Below are 17,358 nucleotides of genomic sequence, written 5' to 3'. Positions count from 1 at the left end.
ATCTCTGCTTTTAACACCTTGCTAGAATATAAAGCCAAATACTATGGGCGTGAGGTTAAGCGGGTGGATGCTTTTTATCCTAGCTCTAAAACTTGTTCTGGTTGTGGCAATGTTAAAACCACTTTGAAATTGAGTGATAGGGTGTATCAATGCGAGGCGTGCGGTGTTGTAGTGGATAGAGATTTTAACGCTAGTGTTAATCTAGTTAAGCATTTAGTAGGTAGAGCTCCTACCGAATTTACGCCTGCGGACATAACGGCTCTATTGGCGGATTTGTCAAAGAATCAGCTAGTAACCAGTATGGTTGAAACAGGAATACAACAGAAATCAACTGCCTATTCTCTATAATTTTTTTAAGTTTATAGGGTTTTATAGGATTTAGTATGATTTTATGGGTTTGTAGGAGCGGATGAAGGGAGCTAGGATTAAATCCGCTAGGGCAACCGCATAGCCTAGCCCCAAAGTGGTTTTGCCCAACAAAGCGATGAGCCATAGGGCAATGCGCTTGCCTAACCCGCTTTTTTCATACCCTAAACCTAACATGAAGGCGATGAAGACTAACCACACGGTTTTATTGGCAAAACCGCTTAAGCCCCAGTTAATCGCCTCCCCTGGGCTGACCTGTTGTGTGCTAGGACCAATGCGCAAGAGCACACACAGCACCACCCCAATCACGGCTACAAAAGAGGCGGGCACGGGCTCAATGATAAGACCTAGCACCATGCCCATAAAGATACTAAAATATAGCCAAGATAGTGGGCTTAAACCCTCAGGCGTGGGCAAGAGCCATAACCCAACAGCCACCATGACGGGCAAGAAATAACGCCAAAGAGATAAAACCTTTGCCATCCACACTCCTAGATTTTAAATGTTAGTCTATTAAATGTTAGTCATCTTAATTTTAAGACTTTTTGAACAATCCTAGGATTTTGTAAGGGTATTTTAATAACATCGTCCCCCAGTGCGCCCTGAGCCCATTCTCTCTACACGCGCGCAAATTTTCTACATTAGCCATCCAAAGGCTTTTAAGCCCGCGTGTGCTCACCCCCCCCACGCCCATTTTCACCCACACCTGTGGCACATACACCGCCCTTAAGCCCCCCACATACAAAGTGCGTAGCAAAAACTCATAATCCGCAGAAATTTTATAATCAATTTTATAGCCCCCAAAACGATCATAAACTTCTTTACGCACAAAAAGGGTCGGGTGTGCTGGGACCTTGCCATAAAAAAAGCCCTCTTTGCTAAATGCCCCGCTTTTATAGTGGCGCACAATACGGTTATTTTTGATATACACTAAATCCGCATAGACCATATCCGCCTGTGGGTTCTTTTCAAAAGTCTTTGTAACCTGTTCTAACACCCGCGCATGCGCATAGACATCATCGCTATTGAGTATCCCTATAATCTCCCCTTGAGCGCGCGCAATGCCCTTATTCATGGCATCATAAAGCCCTTGATCGGGCGCGCTAAAAACTTGCAAATGGGGATAAGTTTTTAAAATCTCGAGCGTGCCATCCACACTCCCCCCATCTAGGATTAAATGCTCCATAGGGGGCATGCTTTGCATCGCCACAGATTTAAGAGTGGCTTGAATGCTCTTTGCCCCGTTCAAAACGGGCGTAATCAGAGAGATCCTCACAAATACGCCTCCACTTGTTTTACATCTTTGGCGCACAAGTCCCACGCACTCGCCCCCTTTAAAAGCGTGGGATAAGAGTTTTCTAAACTCTGCAAAAGTGCTTTTAAAGCCCCCTCATCTTGTGGATCAAAAACAAACCCATTGACCCCATTTTGCACCAGCACACTAGCCCCACAAGCCCGGCTCACCAGTACAGGCACACCCACGCTTAAAGCCTCCTCCACCACCAAACCCCAAGGCTCGGCAATGCTTGGCAAAATCAGCACATCGTGAGCGCATAAGAGGGCGTTTAATTGCTTATTTGGCATCGCCCCTAAAAAAGACACATTAGCACTAGCCATTTGTTTTAACTGGGATTCTAACTCCCCCGCGCCCACAAGGCTTAAAGACAAGTCGGGCAAGTTGGCAAAGACCCTCAGTAAAAACTCTAAATTTTTTACAGGGGTTAAGCGGGCGATACAGATAAATTTTTGGGCATAGGGGCGTGGCTCTCTTTTTAAGCTAGAGGGGTTGATGATCCCCACCCCGTGCGTGGTTTTGGTAACCCCCTTAAAGCCCAAAGCTTCTAAGAGTTGTGCGTGCAAATTGCCACACACAAAACCCACAGACACACGGGCTAAAAAGATTTTCTTCACCCACGCCTTTAGCCCGCTTATAACACTCTCTTGAATGCTCGACTCCACCACTATGGCATTTTTAGATTTCGCGCTAAAAGCCCACCCCGCCCAAAACTCCACACAATCCCACCCCCCAAGCAATAATCTTTGATAGGGGTGTTGCCTTAAAATCTTAAAGAGTTTGGCAACATTGCCCCACAAGGGGCGCTCTTGCAAAACCCCACAAAACAACACTTTATAAGCAAATTGTGCGTGATCTAAGGTGCTAAAATCCTTAGCGCGGGTTTCTTTGGTGTCGCTAGCCAAAAACACCACAAAGATTTTTAAACGCTGGGCTAGGGCGTTGTAAAGATTGATTTTATAAAAGACGGGCAGGGGGGTGATAATGAAGTAATCTAGTGTTTGCCCCGCCACCCTAAGACCTTTTTAATGTAGAACTTAGCTAGAATCCACCCCTCTATAGCTTTGAGAACCAGAGGCGGGGCGATTTTGTTCTTGCGCTTAATGTGCGCCCATTCTTTAAAAATCTCTAATTCTTTATGCGTGCCTAGTCCATCATCACGCCATTGGGCTAAGACATTTTCTTTGGCTAAAAAAGAGGGGAAATTGTGGTAAGCGCGCAAGAGATGTTCATAATCCATGCTAAAGATCAAATCTTCATCAAAAAGCCCATAGGTGTTAAAATAATCCTTATGAGTCAACAGCCCTTGGTGGTGGATCATGTGCCAACGCAACACACTTTTATTAAACCCGTGCAAATTCTCAGAGGTGTAGAGCACCTTCCCTTGTTCATCTACGCGCACCACCCGTGCGCTCACAAGCATTTCCCCCTGCACGCCTGCCATCACTTCCTTTAAAGCATTAGGGGCAACAAATCCATCCCCATCGCCTTGAAAATTAATATAATCCCCAAAAGCCAAACACACGCCCCGATTGAAAGCCTGCGCAATGCCCCTATCTTTAAGACTCATAAAGTAATCAATTTTGTCGGCATGCCTTTGCAAAATCTGCAAAGTCCCATCGCTAGATGCCCCATCAATGATTAACAATTCTAAGTTAGGGTAAGTTTGCTCAAAAATGCTTTGCAAGGTCTCTTCTAAAAACTCTTGGCTATTTAAAGTCGCCATAATGACGCTTACAAGTGGGCAATCGGCAGAACTTTGTTTAAAAAACCCCTTGGTGCGTAAGCCCCCTTGCAAATCTGCATTAGGATAGGTTATAAGCCTTTCAAAAAGCCCAGCACTCTCTAGCTTTGGCACTTGTCTAAAAAGCCTTTGGGTGGTGCTAAAGCGCGTATCTAGGCATTCAAATTCCATGCAAAATTTCCTCATACAAAGCTAGCATTCTTTGCGCCACCACCGCTTCGCTAAAATTCTCCAGCACATGCGCGCGCGCGTTGGCGCAGAGTTGGGCATAATCAGGCGCGTTTAATACCCACTCAATCCCCGTTTTTAAATCTGTAATATCAAAAGGGCGGGCTAAATAGCCATTGTGTTGATGTAAAATTAAATCAAGCAACCCACTTGTAGCAAAGGCTACTACGGGTGTGCCACAGGCTAGACTCTCCATAGCTACATATCCCAAACTTTCTTGACGGCTGGGCACCACCACCACATCTAAGGCGTTATAGAGGGCGATTAAACTTGCTGGATCGCGCAATGCGCCTAGCGTATAGGTTTTAAGCGGCAAGTTTTGTAACCCCCCCTTGCCAAAGACCACGCAAGCCCCCTTAAAATCCAACCCCTTTAGGACTTGTAACAATAAATCACCCCCCTTAATGGGATTACTTGTGTCCATTGCCCCAAAGCCTATTAATTGTTGTAACAAGGGTAACCCTAAGAGTTGTCGGCAAAAGGTTTTATCTAGGGGTTTGTATTGTTCTGTATTAATAGGATTAGGGATCACCACATGGGTTTTATCTTTTAAAAGCGCGCTTTGGCTAGCGCGCTCAGAAATCCAAGAACTCACCCCCACCACGCTTAGGTGAGGAATTTTGGCATAGGCGCGTTTTTTTAGCCAAAAGCCCAAAGTGGCTAAATCCCGCTTAAAGGGGCTGTTTAAAATGCAAGAGTGATCATAAATATGCTCGGCTTCGTTGCCATGATAGTGATCGCCCCCACTAAAAGCCCACATGTCATGCAAACTCCACACTAAAGGGGCTTTAATCTTGGGTAAATCTCCTAAAGCCAAAGCCCCCCGCCCCAGCCAGTGCAAATGCACAATGTCGGGCTTTAAAGACTTAATCACACTTAAGGGCAAACTAAAAGGCAACCAGCCCAAATTAAAAGTGCCTTTTTTGCGCTGTGGGTAGAGCAAAATCGGGGCTTTGTCTAAGTAAGGACGCATAAACGCCCACGCTTTAGCTAGCCTAGTCTTTGGGCTTAAGATATTGGGCTCTAAATTTGCCCCCCGCCCATCTTGCACCCACACAAAGCTATTAACCCCCTCTTTTAAAAGGGCTGTGTGTAGGCGCAAACACGCGCGCGCCGCCCCCCCGGTGAGCGTGGCGTTGAGGTGGAGGACTTTCACTTAACCAAGCACTCTAGGGTTGTTTAGCCACAAATCAATCAATGCCCGCACGCCCCCCTCACCGCCCTTTTTAGGCGAGATTGTGATCCCGGGTAGGGCTTTTAGGTGGGCGTGTGCGTTTAACACACAACCCTTAAAGCCCACACACTCTAGCACGGGTAAATCGTTGAGATCATCGCCCACATACGCCACTTGTTCTAAGCTAATGTTTTCTTGTGCGCAAATTTCACGCGCAGCGTCTAATTTGCCCTGCGGGTTACAGCCTTGATACAAATAATCTACCTTGAGCTTTTTGGCGCGGTGCTCGACTATGGGCGTAACCTCGCCCGTTAAAATACCCGTTTTAATCCCGGCCGCTTTGAGTAGTTCAAAGCCGATCCCATCGGCGACACTGAATTTTTTAAACTGCTGTCCGTCCTCTAAATAATACATCCCCCCGTCTGTAAGCGTGCCATCGCAATCGCACAAAAAGACTTTAATCTGGCACATGACATTCCTTTAGTTTGGAAAATAAGAGGTATTTTAGCACAGCTTGAGTCGCCATGGATTAGCATAAGCGTTTTTATTAGCCAAGAAACATTAAAATAGCAGGCATGGAAAAACTTATAGCGTGGTTGTGTCTGTGCATTGTGTTGTGCGCACAGGAGGCAACTTTTAAGGTTTATGACAAAACATTTAGCACCCTAATCAACACCCACACCCAGCCTAAAATTCTTTATCACCGGGGGTTGTGGCTTGAAGGACCGCAGGTGCTTCCTAATGGCGATTTGGTGGTGAGCGATGTAGAAGGCAATGAGGTCTTGTTATTCCAAAGAATCCACCATAAATTTAAAATGCGGGTGTGGTTCCAGCCATCGCACCACCAAAACGGGCATGCCCTAGATACTAAGGGGCGCTTAGTGGCAGTTAGTCATGGCAATAGGGATTTAGAACGCCTAGAACATGGACATTGGCATGTGTTGGCAAGCACTTACCACCACAAACGCTTCAATAGCCCCAATGATGTGATTGTGGATCACCAGGGCCATATCTATTTTAGCGATCCCAAATTTGGCTTGCTTGGATCAGGACAGATCGCCACCCAAGAGGGCGAATTTATCTACCGCTACGATCCCAATACCAAACAAGTAACACGGCTCAACACCCCCTCACTCAAAAGCCCCAACGGGCTAGCCCTAAGCCCTGATGAAAAAATTCTCTACATTGCTGATAGCCAACTTGCCTACGATCCTAGCGATTTAAATTTAAAACACCAGATTTTAGCCTACGACATTTTCCCCGATCAAAGCTTACACAACGAACGGGTGTTTGCCGTGATCGCTCCGGGTTTTCCAGATGGCATCAAGGTCGATTCACAGGGCAATCTATGGGCTAGTAATGGGCATGGCATTCAGGTTTTCAACCCCCAAGGCAAGATGTTAGGCGAAATCATTCTGCCCCAAGTGGTGAGTAATTTAGCCTTTGATTCTAAAACCCCCGCCCTCTTTGTTACTTCAGATTCTAAACTCTACATGTTTAAACTAGGATCAAAGCAGAGCGACTAAGGGACTGAGGTTTGTCTAACTTGTGGACTCTAAGGTTTGGAGTTTGTGCGCCATCTCTTCTAAGAGGGCTTTGCTTTGAGGATCGCTAAGGACGCTCTCTTGCATGAGTTTTAAGGACTTGCTCACCGCGCTGTGGTCTTTGAGCCCTAAAAATTGCGCAATGGCTACGCTAGAGTGGGGGGTAAGCTGGCGGGCTAAATAGATCACACTCTTTTTAGCCAAACTGACTTGACGGGTGCGCGCGTTGCTTTGAATCTGAGAGGCTTTGAGATTGAGGCTGGAGGCAACCACCCTCAAAATGCGCTCCAAGCTAATTTCTTGGGCGCGCTCCTTGGTCGTTTCTTGCACGATGCCTTGTGCCATCTCTAGACTAATGGGTTGGTGGCTGAGAGTGGCAGTCGCGCTTAGGCGCAAGATTGTGCCCTCAATTTGGCGGATATTCTCATTTAAATGGCTAGCCAAATAGTGCAAGACCTCTTGAGGTAGACAAATGCGATCAAGAGCGCACTTTTGCTCAATAATGGCGAGTTTTGTCTCTAAAGTGGGGGGATGCACGCTGGCAATCATCCCCATCTCAAAGCGTGATAAGAGTCGCTCAGCCAAACCCTTGATGTCCTTAGGGGGTTTGTCTGAGCTCATCACAATTTGCTTATTTTGGGTGTGCAAGGCGTTAAAGGTGTGGAAAAACTCTTCTTGCACCTTCTCTTTGCCGCCAAAAAATTGCACATCATCAATCAAGAGGTAATCACAGGAGCGGTATTTCTCTTGGAACTTATCCATGCTATGGTGGTTTAACCCAGACACATAATCGTTGAGAAATTGTTCAGCGCTCACATAAAGCACACTCTTGAGTTGATCGCAGGCGTAATTCCCAATAGCATTGAGCAAGTGGGTTTTACCCAAGCCCACCCCGCCCACAAACAACACCGGATTATACACCCCTCTTTGGCGCGCCACTTGGGTGGCGATTTTGATTGCCATTTGGTTACACGCCCCCACCACCAAGCTTTCAAAACGAAAAACAGGGTTGAGAGTGGGGTTATTTTTGGCTAAGATGAGGGGTTTGGGAGGGGTGGGATTTTGCTGGCTCTTGGGGCGCACCTGCACCTGCACTTTGTAACCCTTGTGCGCGCCAATAGCGGTTTCTAAAAGGGTGCGGTATTTAGCGCTGATGTAATGGCACACCAACACATTGGGTGCGTAAAAGACAAAGAGATCAGCTTTAGAGGCATGCGCATCGTAGTGTAAGAGTTGCATGTAAGTCTTAAACTCGTATTCGCTCACACCCAACTTTACAGCGTCCCAGATTTGCTCGATCAAGCGCGCTCTTTAGATGCGCATGGCGCGCATGGAATTAGCCAGCGCGATCAAGGTTACCCCCACATCTCCAAAAACCGCCTCCCACAGCGTGGCGATCCCAAAAAAGCCTAGCACAATAAACATCGCCTTGATCCCTAGCGCAAAGACAATATTTTCAATGATGATGCGTTTGGTTTTCTTGGCGATCTTGAAAACCTTGAGAATGGACTCTAAGGAATTATTGGTGATTACAATGTCCGCGCTCTCTTTGCTAATCTGGCTAGCACTCCCCATGCTCATGCTCACATCCGCGCGCGCCAAAGTGGGAGCGTCATTAATCCCATCGCCCACAAACGCGCTTTTATGCTTGTGCCGTTGTTGGAAGTTTTCAAACGCGCTGAGTTTATCCTCAGGCAAGAGATTGGCATAATAGGGGCAATCTAAAGCCTTAGCTACGCGCTTAGTGCTGTATTCATTGTCCCCACTCAAAATGCACATGTGTTCGATGCCCGCGCGCTTGAGCGCATCTAGGCATTCTTTGGCGTTGTCTTTAAGCGTGTCTGCTACCACGATGTAGCCCACATGTTGCCCATCAACAGCCACATGCACGATCGTGCCCTCTAAACTGCAGGCATCATGGGGAATATTGTATTTACGCAACATCTTTTCATTGCCCGCGATGATGAGATGGGCATGGCAACTGGCTTTAACCCCAAGCCCACCGATTTCTTGGTAGTCTTCAATTTCATGCTGGCACTGGCGCTTATAAGCCTTTTGAATAGAGATCGCAATGGGGTGGGTGGAGAGAATTTGTGCGCAAGAGGCATGTTCTAGCACATCTTCCTTAGTAAAGGGCGCAACGGGCACGACATCTACCACCTGAAATTCTCCCTTGCTCAAAGTGCCCGTCTTATCAAAAGCGATATTTTTCACTTGACTGAGTGCCTCTAAAGTTTGCACGCTTTTGATCAAAATCCCCGCGCGGCTAGCCGCCCCCACGCCCCCAAAATACCCTAAAGGCACAGAGATCACCAGCGCACAAGGGCAACTCACCATCAAGGCAAAGAGTCCGCGGTAAATCCAAGTGTCAAAATCCCCATGCCCTAACAAGGGGGGGACAAGAGCGATCAAAAGGGCAATCACAAAGACAGCGGGGGTGTAGTAACGCGCAAAGGTGGTGATGAACTTCTCAGTTTTAGATTTTTGGCTCACCGCATTAGACACCAAGTCTACAATTTTAGCCACCGAAGAATCCGCATAGAGCTTACTCACTTGGATTTCTAGCACGCCCCTAAGATTAATACTCCCCCCTAATACGGAGCTATTTTCCTTGACATTGAGGGGTAAAGATTCCCCTGTGAGGGCTTTTTGATCCAACAAACTCTCCCCGGTAAGCACTATGCCATCGGTGGGGATTTTCTCGCCCACCTTAACCACGACTATATCCCCAATGCCTAGCGCGCTAGGCTCGACCTCTTGCATCTCTTGCCCTACTTTACGCACCGCGCGATTGGGCGCGACATCTAAGAGCGCGTGCAAGGATTGCTTAGAGCGCGCGATGGCAAGTTGTTGCAAAAACTCCCCGGCCGAGTAAAAAACCATGATCGATACGGCTTCTTCATGCGCGCCCACGCCAAAGGCGGCAATAGTAGCGCTGAGCATGAGCGTGTTTTCATCAAAAAATTGTCTGTTTCTAATCGCCCGTAATGCGCCCAAAAAGACATCTCTGCCCGACACTACATACACCCCAGCTAAGACTGCGTAGCTTAAATAAAATTCCCAATTTTGGGTGCTAAAATGGATGGTGGCTATCGCTATTAAGTAGAGCGCGATACTAATGAGTAGAGGTGTTGCGCTGGGTTTAGACTCGCTTTGGACTTCAGCGCAGAGTTCCATCTCGGGTTCTAATTGCTTGATGAGGGCTAAAGCTTTGGGCATGTCATGGGTTTTTAAATAGAGCGTGTTAGTGTTAAAAATCACCCGCGCCTCTTGGACATAGCTTTGTTTATTGAGTGCGCTTTCTAGTTTGTTGGCACAATCAGGGCAATCTAGCCCGGTGAAGTGGTATTTTTGCATCACTCAAACCTTTCTAAATTGGAGTGCCTTCAAGATATGTGGCTTGTCGATATTAGCACAGCTTGCTAAATCAGCAATGGTGCGCGCGATCTTTTTGGTTTTGTGGATCACGCGTTGGGAAAAGCCAAAGCGCATAATGGCTTGTTCTAACACCTGTGTGGCTTGGGGCTCGAGGGTGCAAAAGGTTTGCGTGTCCTGTTCAGAGAGTTTACCATTCAGGCAGGTTTGCCCTCTAGATTTTTGCATCTTGAAAGCTTCTAGCACGCGTTGGTGCATCTGTGCGGAGTTGAGTGTGCTCTTAGCTTGCGCCTCTGTAGGACTCATCTGCACGAAGAGATCGATGCGTTCTAAAAAGGGCGCGCTCAAGCGGTTTTTATAGGCACTGATGTCTTTTTCTAAACAACGGCAGACTCTAAAATTATCCGTCAAATTCCCACAAGGGCAGGGATTCATCGCCCCTATGAAGAGAAACGAAGTGTCGTAAGCGATCTTGCTAGCCACCCTAGAGATGACCAGCTGGTTATTTTCCATAGGCTCGCGCAAGGATTCCAAGATGTCTTTTTTGAAATGGGGCAATTCATCAAAGAATAAAATCCCATTATGGGCTAGGGCGATCTCCCCGGGTTTGGGATTATTAGCCTGTGTAGAGCCTAGAATACTGGACTTAGAGGCACTTTGGTGGGGACTTCTAAAACTTCTTAGAGGGTTATAAACGCTCTCTTGATCGCTTAAAATGCGTAACTTGATAGAGGTGATCATTTCATCTAGGGTGCTGGGAGGTAAGATGTAGCGCATGCGCTTGGCGATCATGCTCTTCCCACAACCCGGATTGCCCTCAAAGAGAATATTATGCATCCCACTTGCTGCGATGAGCGCGGCTTGTTTGGCATGCTCTTGTCCCTTGACATCGCTAAAATCTAGGGCGAAATCTTGCAAGTAATAATAGGGGGTGTTGCCAATGCGCAAACACTCAAAGGGCAAATTAGGCGCGTGGGCGCAGGGGGTTTGGGTGTCTTGGGTGATGATCTCTAAAGCTTGGTTTAAGTGCCCCACAAAGTGTAGGTGCAAATTAGGAATCAGGCTAAAGAGTTCTTGTCCGGCTTGGGGGAGGAGCACATGCGCGCCGGGAGCCTGCAAGGCAATGTCTAAGAGCATGGGAAAGATCGCATCGCTATGTTTGATCTTGCCATCTAAACCCAACTCACCAAAAGCAAACCACCTAGATTTAAGCGGGTTTCTTTGCAAGGCGACCAAGAGCGCCATGGGCAGATCAAAATGACTCCCGCTTTTGGGCAGATCGGAGGGGGAGAGGTTGATGGTGATCTTTAGGGGTGGGAAAGCAAAACCATTGTTTTGCAAAGCCCCTTGCACGCGCTGTTTGGATTCCTGAATGGCACTATTGGCTAACCCGGCGATCACAAAGGCAGGCAGGGCGCGTGTGAAACTCCCCTCCACCTCCACAATTTTCGCGCTCACGCCCTGCATAGTGGCGCAATAAAGGGTATTCACATGGGTATGGGCGCGCATCAACCCTCACTCTTGAGAGTTTTTTTAAATTCCTTTTCAAATTTCTTGCGCTTGAACATAGAGAGTTTATCCACAAATAAAACCCCATTGAGATGATCGATCTCATGTTGGATTGCCACGCTCAAAAGCTCGCTGGCTTGCAACATCTTAGGCGTGCCGTGGCGATCTTGATAGGCTAGAGTGAGGTTAGCATGCCGTTCGATTTCCTCGTAAAATTCGGGCACGGACAAACAGCCCTCACGCCATAAAATACTGCCCTCTGTGTGGGTGATGACAGGGTTAATGATCTCTAAAGTGTTTTGAGGGTCTTGGGTTTCGTCCTCTTGGTCGGGTAAATTGATGATGAGAACGCGCTTGGGCACGCCCACTTGGATAGCGGCTAAACCTATGCCCTTGTGCGCGACCATGGTTTCATGCATGTCGTCTAAAAACGCGTGCAACTCTGAGTCAAAGGCATGCACCTCACTGGAGCGTAGGCGCAACTTCTTATGGGGGTATTGCAAAATTTCTAAGATCGCCATGTTAAGCCTGCTTAGAGCTCTTCACTAACACCTCATCTACAAGTCCGTATTCCTTGGCATCTTGCGCGCTCATGAAAAAATCCCGGTCGGTGTCTTGTTCGATCTTTTCTAAGGGCTGGCCGGTGTTGGTTGCCATGATTTGGTTGAGTAAATCCTTTAGGCGCAAAATTTCTTTAGTGTAAATAGCGATGTTGGCTGCCTGTCCTTGCGTGCCCCCTAGGGGTTGGTGGATCATAATCCTAGAGTGGGGCAAAGAAAAGCGTTTGCCCTTGGTCCCACAACTGAGCAAGAACGCCCCCATCGAGGCAGCCTGCCCGATACAGATGGTGCAAATATCTGGGTGGATGTAGTTCATGGTGTCATAAATGCTAAAGCCACTCGTAACAGAACCGCCAGGAGAATTGATATAGAGGTTGATGTCCTTTTCGGGGTCTTCGGCTTCTAAGAATAGCAACTGCGCCACAATGCTAGAAGCCACCGCATCGTTAATCTCTCCACTCAGCAAAACGATGCGATCCTTTAAAAGTCTTGAGTAGATGTCATAGCTACGCTCACCCCGTCCCGTCTTTTCAATGACATAGGGAATGTAATTCAAGAAACCCTCCTCTTTAAGCTTTGCTTAAATGTTTGTCGAGCAAGAAAGTGAGCACGCGATCCTCAATCATCGCCATTTTAACCGCCGGGAGCATGTTGTTTTTTTGGTAGTAATCTATGAATTGCTGGGGGTTTTGGTTAGTCATCATGGCTTCATAGTAGAGGGTTTGGAAGACTTCATTATCCTGCACTTCAATCTTTTCTTGCTTGGCTAAAGCGTCTATGATGAAAGTTACCTTCACACTTTTAAGCGCATTTTCCCTAAAACTCTCGCGCTTCTTTTGCACCTTAGAGGGATTTTCTTGGAGTCGCTTGATCTCTTCTGCGGGCATGTTTTGTAAGGATTGGCGCAAGGAGAGATCCATTTCCTGCTCCACAATGGTGCTAGGCAGATCAAAACAAAAGGTTTCATCCAGCTTATTGATGAGCTGCTCTTTTAACTCTTGGTTGTAGAGCTTGGTTTTAGCCTCCAAGAAAAGCTGATCTTTGATCTTTTCTTGCAATAATTCCAAAGTGGGTTCTTTTTCTTGATTAAGCACGGCTTTGACAAACGCGTCATCAATCTCAGGGATTTGGCGGATTTGGATCTTATGGAGTTTGGCATGGAAAGAAACTTCCTTACCTGCTAGGGTGGCGTTAGTGTAGTCTTTGGGGAAGGTTACCGCAAAGTATTTTTCATCGCCCACTTTCATCCCCACTAATTCTTTTTCAAAACTCTCCAACAAACGCCCTTCACCCACGATGAGCGCAAAATTCTGCGCTTGGTTACCTTCAAAGGGCTGGTTGTCTAAAAGACCCTCGAAGTCTATCACCACACCATGCCCCTTAGCCACAGCACTGCCCTCTGGCGCGTCTGAAAAAGTGGACTTTTCCTTAGCTAATAACGCAAGGCGATCTTGGATTTGTTTTTGGCTAATCTGGGCTACAGAAAAATTAGGGATACAAGCCTCCACACCAGAGAGATCGATAGTGGGCTTGAGACCAACATTGAGTTCGATCTCAAAATGTGTGTCCTGTTTGGTGAATTTGAGAACCGCTGGGCTACCTATCATCTCCTGGGGAGTGAGTTCTAGGGCTTTTACCCCCGCTTGCAAGACTGAGTCCAATAATTCCTTTTGGGATTCTTGTTCGATATGCCCCTGGTAGCGTTGCTTGATGATCTCCAAAGGGGCTTTACCCTTCCTAAACCCATCTATTTTGGTGTTCTTGGCGATCTTTTGGGCGATCTTATTGGATTTGTCTTCAAAATCCTGTAAGGAAGGCTTGGCGTAGATACGCGCGTTGGCTCCATCCAGCCTTTTGGTTTCTAAATCCATTCCATAACTCCTTGAGTTTGAGTATAATAAGGACTCATTCTAACTAAATATGCGTTAATCCACAATAAAAACCCTTTGGAGGATTATGTCTTTAGAAACTCTCAAAGCCCGCCTACAACTTGTGCGCGATCTCTCGCCGCGCTATGGCATGGTGTGTAAGATTTTACCCAACATGGTGTTTGTGCAGGGGTTTTTACCCTCTGTGGGCGATGTCGTGAAGGTAGAACGGAGCGATGGCAAGGAATGCTTAGGTATGGTGGTGGTGGTAGAACAAGGGCAATTTGGCTTTGCGCCCTTTTCCTTTGTGGAGGGGTGCAAGGTGGGAGATCGCGTGCTCTTTGTCAAAGAGGGTTTGAGTTTTCCTGTGGGGGAGGGTTTGTTAGGGCGCGTGCTAGACCCCTTGGGCAATCCCTTAGATGGGCTAGGGTTTGTGCGGGCAAACGCGTTCGCGCCCGTCATGGTAGAGCCCATGAAACCCTTAGATCGAGGCGTGATTGATGAAATGTTTGGAGTGGGGGTTAAGAGCATCGATGCCTTATTGCCCTGTGGCAAGGGGCAGAAGATGGGGATTTTTGCGGGCAGTGGGGTGGGTAAATCCACGCTGATGGGTATGGTGGTGCGCGGTTGCAACGCGCCTATCAAGGTGATCGCGCTCATCGGGGAGCGCGGGCGCGAAATCCCAGAGTTTATCCACAAAAATTTACAGGGCAATTTAGACAACACGGTCTTGGTGGTGGCGACCAGCGATGACTCTCCTCTAATGCGTAAATACGGCGCGTTTTGTGCGATGAGCGTGGCGGAGTATTTTAAAAACCAAGGGCATGATGTGTTGTTTTTGATGGATTCGATCACGCGTTTTGCGATGGCACAGCGCGAAATAGGGCTTGCTATGGGAGAACCTCCCACTAGCAAAGGCTACCCTCCCTCAGCACTGACTTTACTCCCCCAGCTTATGGAGCGCGCGGGCAAGGAAAAGAATAAGGGGAGTATCACGGCGTTTTTCACCGTGTTAGTGGAGGGCGATGATCTCTCAGATCCGATCGCCGATCAAGCCCGCAGTATCTTAGATGGACATATTGTGCTCAGTCGTGAACTTACCGACCATGGGGTTTATCCCCCCATCAATATTCTCAATTCAGCTTCAAGGGTGAGCAAGGAAGTCAGCACCCTTGAGCATCTCAAAGCCACGCGCAAATTCCGCAAGCTCTACGCCCTATTGAAAGAAAATGAAGTCTTGATTCGCATCGGGTCTTACCAACAGGGTTTTGATTTAGAATTAGACGAGGCGATCGCCAAAAAGGCGGGCATGGAGGCTTTCATGGCGCAAGAGGAGGAAGAAATTATACAGAGTGAGGTGAGTATCCCCGAATTGATCGCGCTTATGCAAGAATCTTAAGATTGCATAAAGGATAGCGTGGTATACCAAATTTACCATGAGTATTAGATTTTATCCATTTTTTCCAATCCCATTTTTTTATTAGGAGACTCCATGGAACGCGTGTATTTAGACAATAATGCCACCACTAAGGTAGATCCAGCCGTAGAGAGCCTTATGGCTCCCTATTTTAGTGCCCAGTATGGCAACCCCAACTCTTTGCATAAATTTGGCACAGAAACCCACCCGGCGATCTTAGATGCCTTTGACAAACTCTATGCGGGCATAGGCGCGCGCAATGAGGACGACATTATCATCACTTCCTGCGCTACAGAGAGCAATAACTGGGTGCTCAAGTCCATGTATTTTGACGCGTATCTCAAGCAGGGCAAAAACCACATCATCACCACCGAGGTGGAGCATCCGGCCGTGCAAGCTACCTGCGAGTTTTTAGAAAGCGTGGGGATGGAGGTAACCTACCTGCCCATCAACGCGCAAGGCACAATTAGTGCCCAGCAGGTTAAAGAGGCTATCACACAGGACACCGCCTTGGTGAGCGTGATGTGGGCTAATAACGAAACCGGTTTGATCTTCCCCATTGAGGAGATCGGCGCGGTGTGTAAAGAAAAGGGTGTGTTGTTCCACACGGACGCGGTGCAAGCCATTGGCAAAATCCCGGTTAGCGTGCAAAAAGCCCATGTGGATTTTCTCTCTTTTTCAGCCCATAAATTCCACGGACCTAAGGGTGTGGGGGGTTTATATATCCGCTCAGGGGTGGAACTCACGCCACTTTTGCATGGCGGGGAGCACATGCGCGGAAGGCGTAGCGGGACTTTGAATGTGCCCTACATTGTGGGCATGGGCGAGGCGATGCGCTTAGCTCAAGAGAATTTGGACTATGAGAAGGAAGTGGTTGCCACACTGCGTAACAAACTAGAGGACGCGCTTTTGAGCATTAAAGATGTGTCCGTGATTGGGGATCGCACTTACCGCGTGCCTAACACTACCTTGGTGAGTGTGCGCGGGATTGAGGGCGAAGCGATGCTATGGGATTTGAATCGCGCGAATATCGCTGCTTCCACAGGGAGCGCGTGCGCGAGCGAAGATTTACAGGCTAACCCGGTGATGGTCGCCATTGGCGCGGACAAGGAGTTAGCCCACACGGCGATTCGCTTTTCTTTGAGTCGTTTCAATAGGGCAGAAGAAATTGACTACACCATTGAGGCGTTTGGGAAAGCCGTGAAGCGTCTGCGCAATATTTCTAGCGCCTACGGGTTTTAAGGAGATCGCATGGCAAAGAGCAATTTATTAGGTGGCGCGCTATGGGATGCGTATTCTAAGGAAGTCAGCAGACGCATGAATAACCCCACACACTTGGGGGTTATTACGCAAGAGGAAGCGCAGGCTAAGGGGGGTAAACTCATTGTAGCCGATTATGGCGCGGAGGCGTGTGGGGATGCGGTGCGCCTTTACTGGTTGGTAGACCCTAAAACCGATGTGATTGTGGACGCTAAGTTTAAGAGCTTTGGGTGTGGGACAGCCATCGCTAGCTCGGATATGATGGTGGAATTGTGCTTGGGTAAACGGGTGCAAGACGCGGTTAAGATCACCAATTTAGATGTGGAACATAGCTTAAGGGATCATCCCGATGTGCCCGCTGTGCCCGGACAAAAAATGCACTGCTCGGTGATGGCTTATGATGTGATTAAGCAAGCTGCTGGGCAGTATCTAGGCAAGAATCCGGAGGATTTTGAAAGCGAGATCATCGTGTGCGAGTGCGCGCGGGTGAGTTTGGGCACGATTAAGGAAGTGATTCGCCTCAATGATCTAAAGAGCGTGGAGGAGATCACCCAATACACTAAGGCTGGGGGCTTTTGTAAAAGCTGTGTGAAACCCGGAGGGCACGAGGCTAGGGAGTATTACTTGGTAGATATTCTCAAAGATGTGCGCACAGAAATGCAAGCCGAAGCGCTGAAAGAGAACGCGCAAAAATCCTTGAGCGGGAATTTAGCCTTTGTGGACATGACAATGGTGCAGAAAGTCAAGGCGATCGATCACACCATCGATCTACACATCCGTCCCATGCTCATGATGGATGGGGGGAATTTGGAGATCTTGGACATCAAGGAGGGTGGGGGCTTTGTAGATGTTTACATCCGCTACATGGGCGCATGCGATGGATGTGCCAGCGCGGCTACGGGGACTTTATTTGCCATTGAAGGGGTCTTGCAAGAACACCTAGATGAGCATATCCGCGTCTTGCCCATCTAAGCAAAGCAGGGGGGGGGGATTAGTTTTTCATTCTGTGTTATAATGGG

The 17,358-nt window shown here is 47.9% G+C and carries 17 protein-coding genes; 5 read left to right on the top strand and 12 right to left on the bottom strand.

The window, feature by feature from the left end; translation table 11 throughout:
* A partial coding sequence (locus tag EAO33_RS00990) for a transposase (protein WP_235852960.1) occupies positions 1-348 on the top strand: 348 nt, incomplete at its 5' end.
* A gap of 30 nt (positions 349-378) precedes the next feature.
* Here the strand turns inward: EAO33_RS00990 and EAO33_RS00985 are convergent.
* From EAO33_RS00985 to EAO33_RS00960, 6 genes are read right to left on the bottom strand one after another with little or no spacing between them, the layout of a single operon-like run.
* The gene (locus tag EAO33_RS00985) at positions 379-849 is read right to left on the bottom strand and encodes an SLC13 family permease (protein WP_120944098.1); all 471 of its coding nucleotides are present in this window, start codon (positions 847-849) and stop codon (positions 379-381) included.
* 52 nt (positions 850-901) lie between these two features.
* Positions 902-1,642, bottom strand: coding sequence for a glycosyltransferase family 2 protein (locus EAO33_RS00980; protein WP_120944096.1), 741 nt, complete (start codon positions 1,640-1,642; stop codon positions 902-904).
* Positions 1,639-2,673 carry a glycosyltransferase family 4 protein gene (locus EAO33_RS00975; protein WP_120944094.1) on the bottom strand — a complete coding sequence of 345 codons (1,035 nt, stop codon included), beginning with the start codon at positions 2,671-2,673 and terminating at the stop codon, positions 1,639-1,641. Before EAO33_RS00975 ends, EAO33_RS00980 begins: the two co-directional genes overlap by 4 nt.
* Complete coding sequence (locus tag EAO33_RS00970; protein ID WP_120944092.1) at positions 2,655-3,575, bottom strand: glycosyltransferase family 2 protein; 921 nt, start codon at positions 3,573-3,575, stop codon at positions 2,655-2,657. The genes EAO33_RS00975 and EAO33_RS00970 overlap by 19 nt, the downstream gene beginning before the upstream one ends.
* Positions 3,565-4,788 (bottom strand): glycosyltransferase, encoded by a 1,224-nt coding sequence (locus EAO33_RS00965; protein ID WP_120944090.1) that lies wholly within the window; start codon positions 4,786-4,788, stop codon positions 3,565-3,567. The genes EAO33_RS00970 and EAO33_RS00965 overlap by 11 nt, the downstream gene beginning before the upstream one ends.
* A complete protein-coding gene (locus tag EAO33_RS00960) occupies positions 4,789-5,277 on the bottom strand; it encodes a KdsC family phosphatase (protein WP_120944088.1) in 489 nt (162 codons plus the stop codon).
* 104 nt (positions 5,278-5,381) lie between these two features.
* On the opposite strand from EAO33_RS00960, the gene EAO33_RS00955 reads away from it, so the two are divergent.
* On the top strand, positions 5,382-6,332 hold the full coding sequence (locus tag EAO33_RS00955; protein ID WP_120944086.1) for an SMP-30/gluconolactonase/LRE family protein: 951 nt from the start codon (positions 5,382-5,384) through the stop codon (positions 6,330-6,332).
* A 15-nt stretch (positions 6,333-6,347) separates the two neighbouring features.
* Here EAO33_RS00955 and dnaA read toward each other — a convergent pair whose 3' ends face one another.
* Genes dnaA through tig form a run of 6 tightly spaced genes read right to left on the bottom strand, consistent with a single transcriptional unit; the run spans position 6,348 to position 13,665 of the window.
* Positions 6,348-7,652: a chromosomal replication initiator protein DnaA gene (dnaA, locus tag EAO33_RS00950; protein WP_120944084.1), complete on the bottom strand. Its 1,305-nt coding sequence runs from the start codon at positions 7,650-7,652 to the stop codon at positions 6,348-6,350.
* Positions 7,653-7,661: 9 nt separating this feature from the next.
* On the bottom strand, positions 7,662-9,707 hold the full coding sequence (locus EAO33_RS00945) for a heavy metal translocating P-type ATPase (protein WP_120944138.1): 2,046 nt from the start codon (positions 9,705-9,707) through the stop codon (positions 7,662-7,664).
* A gap of 3 nt (positions 9,708-9,710) precedes the next feature.
* A complete protein-coding gene (locus EAO33_RS00940) occupies positions 9,711-11,234 on the bottom strand; it encodes a YifB family Mg chelatase-like AAA ATPase (RefSeq protein ID WP_120944082.1) in 1,524 nt (507 codons plus the stop codon).
* Complete coding sequence (def, locus tag EAO33_RS00935) at positions 11,234-11,755, bottom strand: peptide deformylase (RefSeq protein ID WP_120944080.1); 522 nt, start codon at positions 11,753-11,755, stop codon at positions 11,234-11,236. Before def ends, EAO33_RS00940 begins: the two co-directional genes overlap by 1 nt.
* Before the next feature lies 1 nt (position 11,756).
* Positions 11,757-12,350: an ATP-dependent Clp endopeptidase proteolytic subunit ClpP gene (clpP, locus tag EAO33_RS00930; protein WP_120944078.1), complete on the bottom strand. Its 594-nt coding sequence runs from the start codon at positions 12,348-12,350 to the stop codon at positions 11,757-11,759.
* 13 nt (positions 12,351-12,363) lie between these two features.
* The gene (gene tig / locus EAO33_RS00925; protein WP_120944076.1) at positions 12,364-13,665 is read right to left on the bottom strand and encodes a trigger factor; all 1,302 of its coding nucleotides are present in this window, start codon (positions 13,663-13,665) and stop codon (positions 12,364-12,366) included.
* An 85-nt stretch (positions 13,666-13,750) separates the two neighbouring features.
* Between tig and fliI the strand changes: the two genes are divergently transcribed.
* The 3 genes from fliI to EAO33_RS00910 all read left to right on the top strand — a co-directional run bounded on the left by fliI (position 13,751) and on the right by EAO33_RS00910 (position 17,311).
* Complete coding sequence (gene fliI / locus EAO33_RS00920) at positions 13,751-15,061, top strand: flagellar protein export ATPase FliI (RefSeq protein ID WP_120944074.1); 1,311 nt, start codon at positions 13,751-13,753, stop codon at positions 15,059-15,061.
* Between the two features lie 93 nt (positions 15,062-15,154).
* Positions 15,155-16,321, top strand: coding sequence for a NifS family cysteine desulfurase (locus tag EAO33_RS00915; RefSeq protein WP_120944072.1), 1,167 nt, complete (start codon positions 15,155-15,157; stop codon positions 16,319-16,321).
* 9 nt (positions 16,322-16,330) lie between these two features.
* Positions 16,331-17,311 carry an iron-sulfur cluster assembly scaffold protein gene (locus EAO33_RS00910; protein WP_120944070.1) on the top strand — a complete coding sequence of 327 codons (981 nt, stop codon included), beginning with the start codon at positions 16,331-16,333 and terminating at the stop codon, positions 17,309-17,311.
* Positions 17,312-17,358 lie beyond the last annotated feature (47 nt).

It is taken from the genome of Helicobacter labacensis, assembly GCF_003660285.1.
GTDB classification, from domain to species: domain Bacteria; phylum Campylobacterota; class Campylobacteria; order Campylobacterales; family Helicobacteraceae; genus Helicobacter; species Helicobacter labacensis.
Note: the sequence above shows the minus strand (reverse complement) of the source record. Positions and strands in the feature narration are given on the sequence as shown.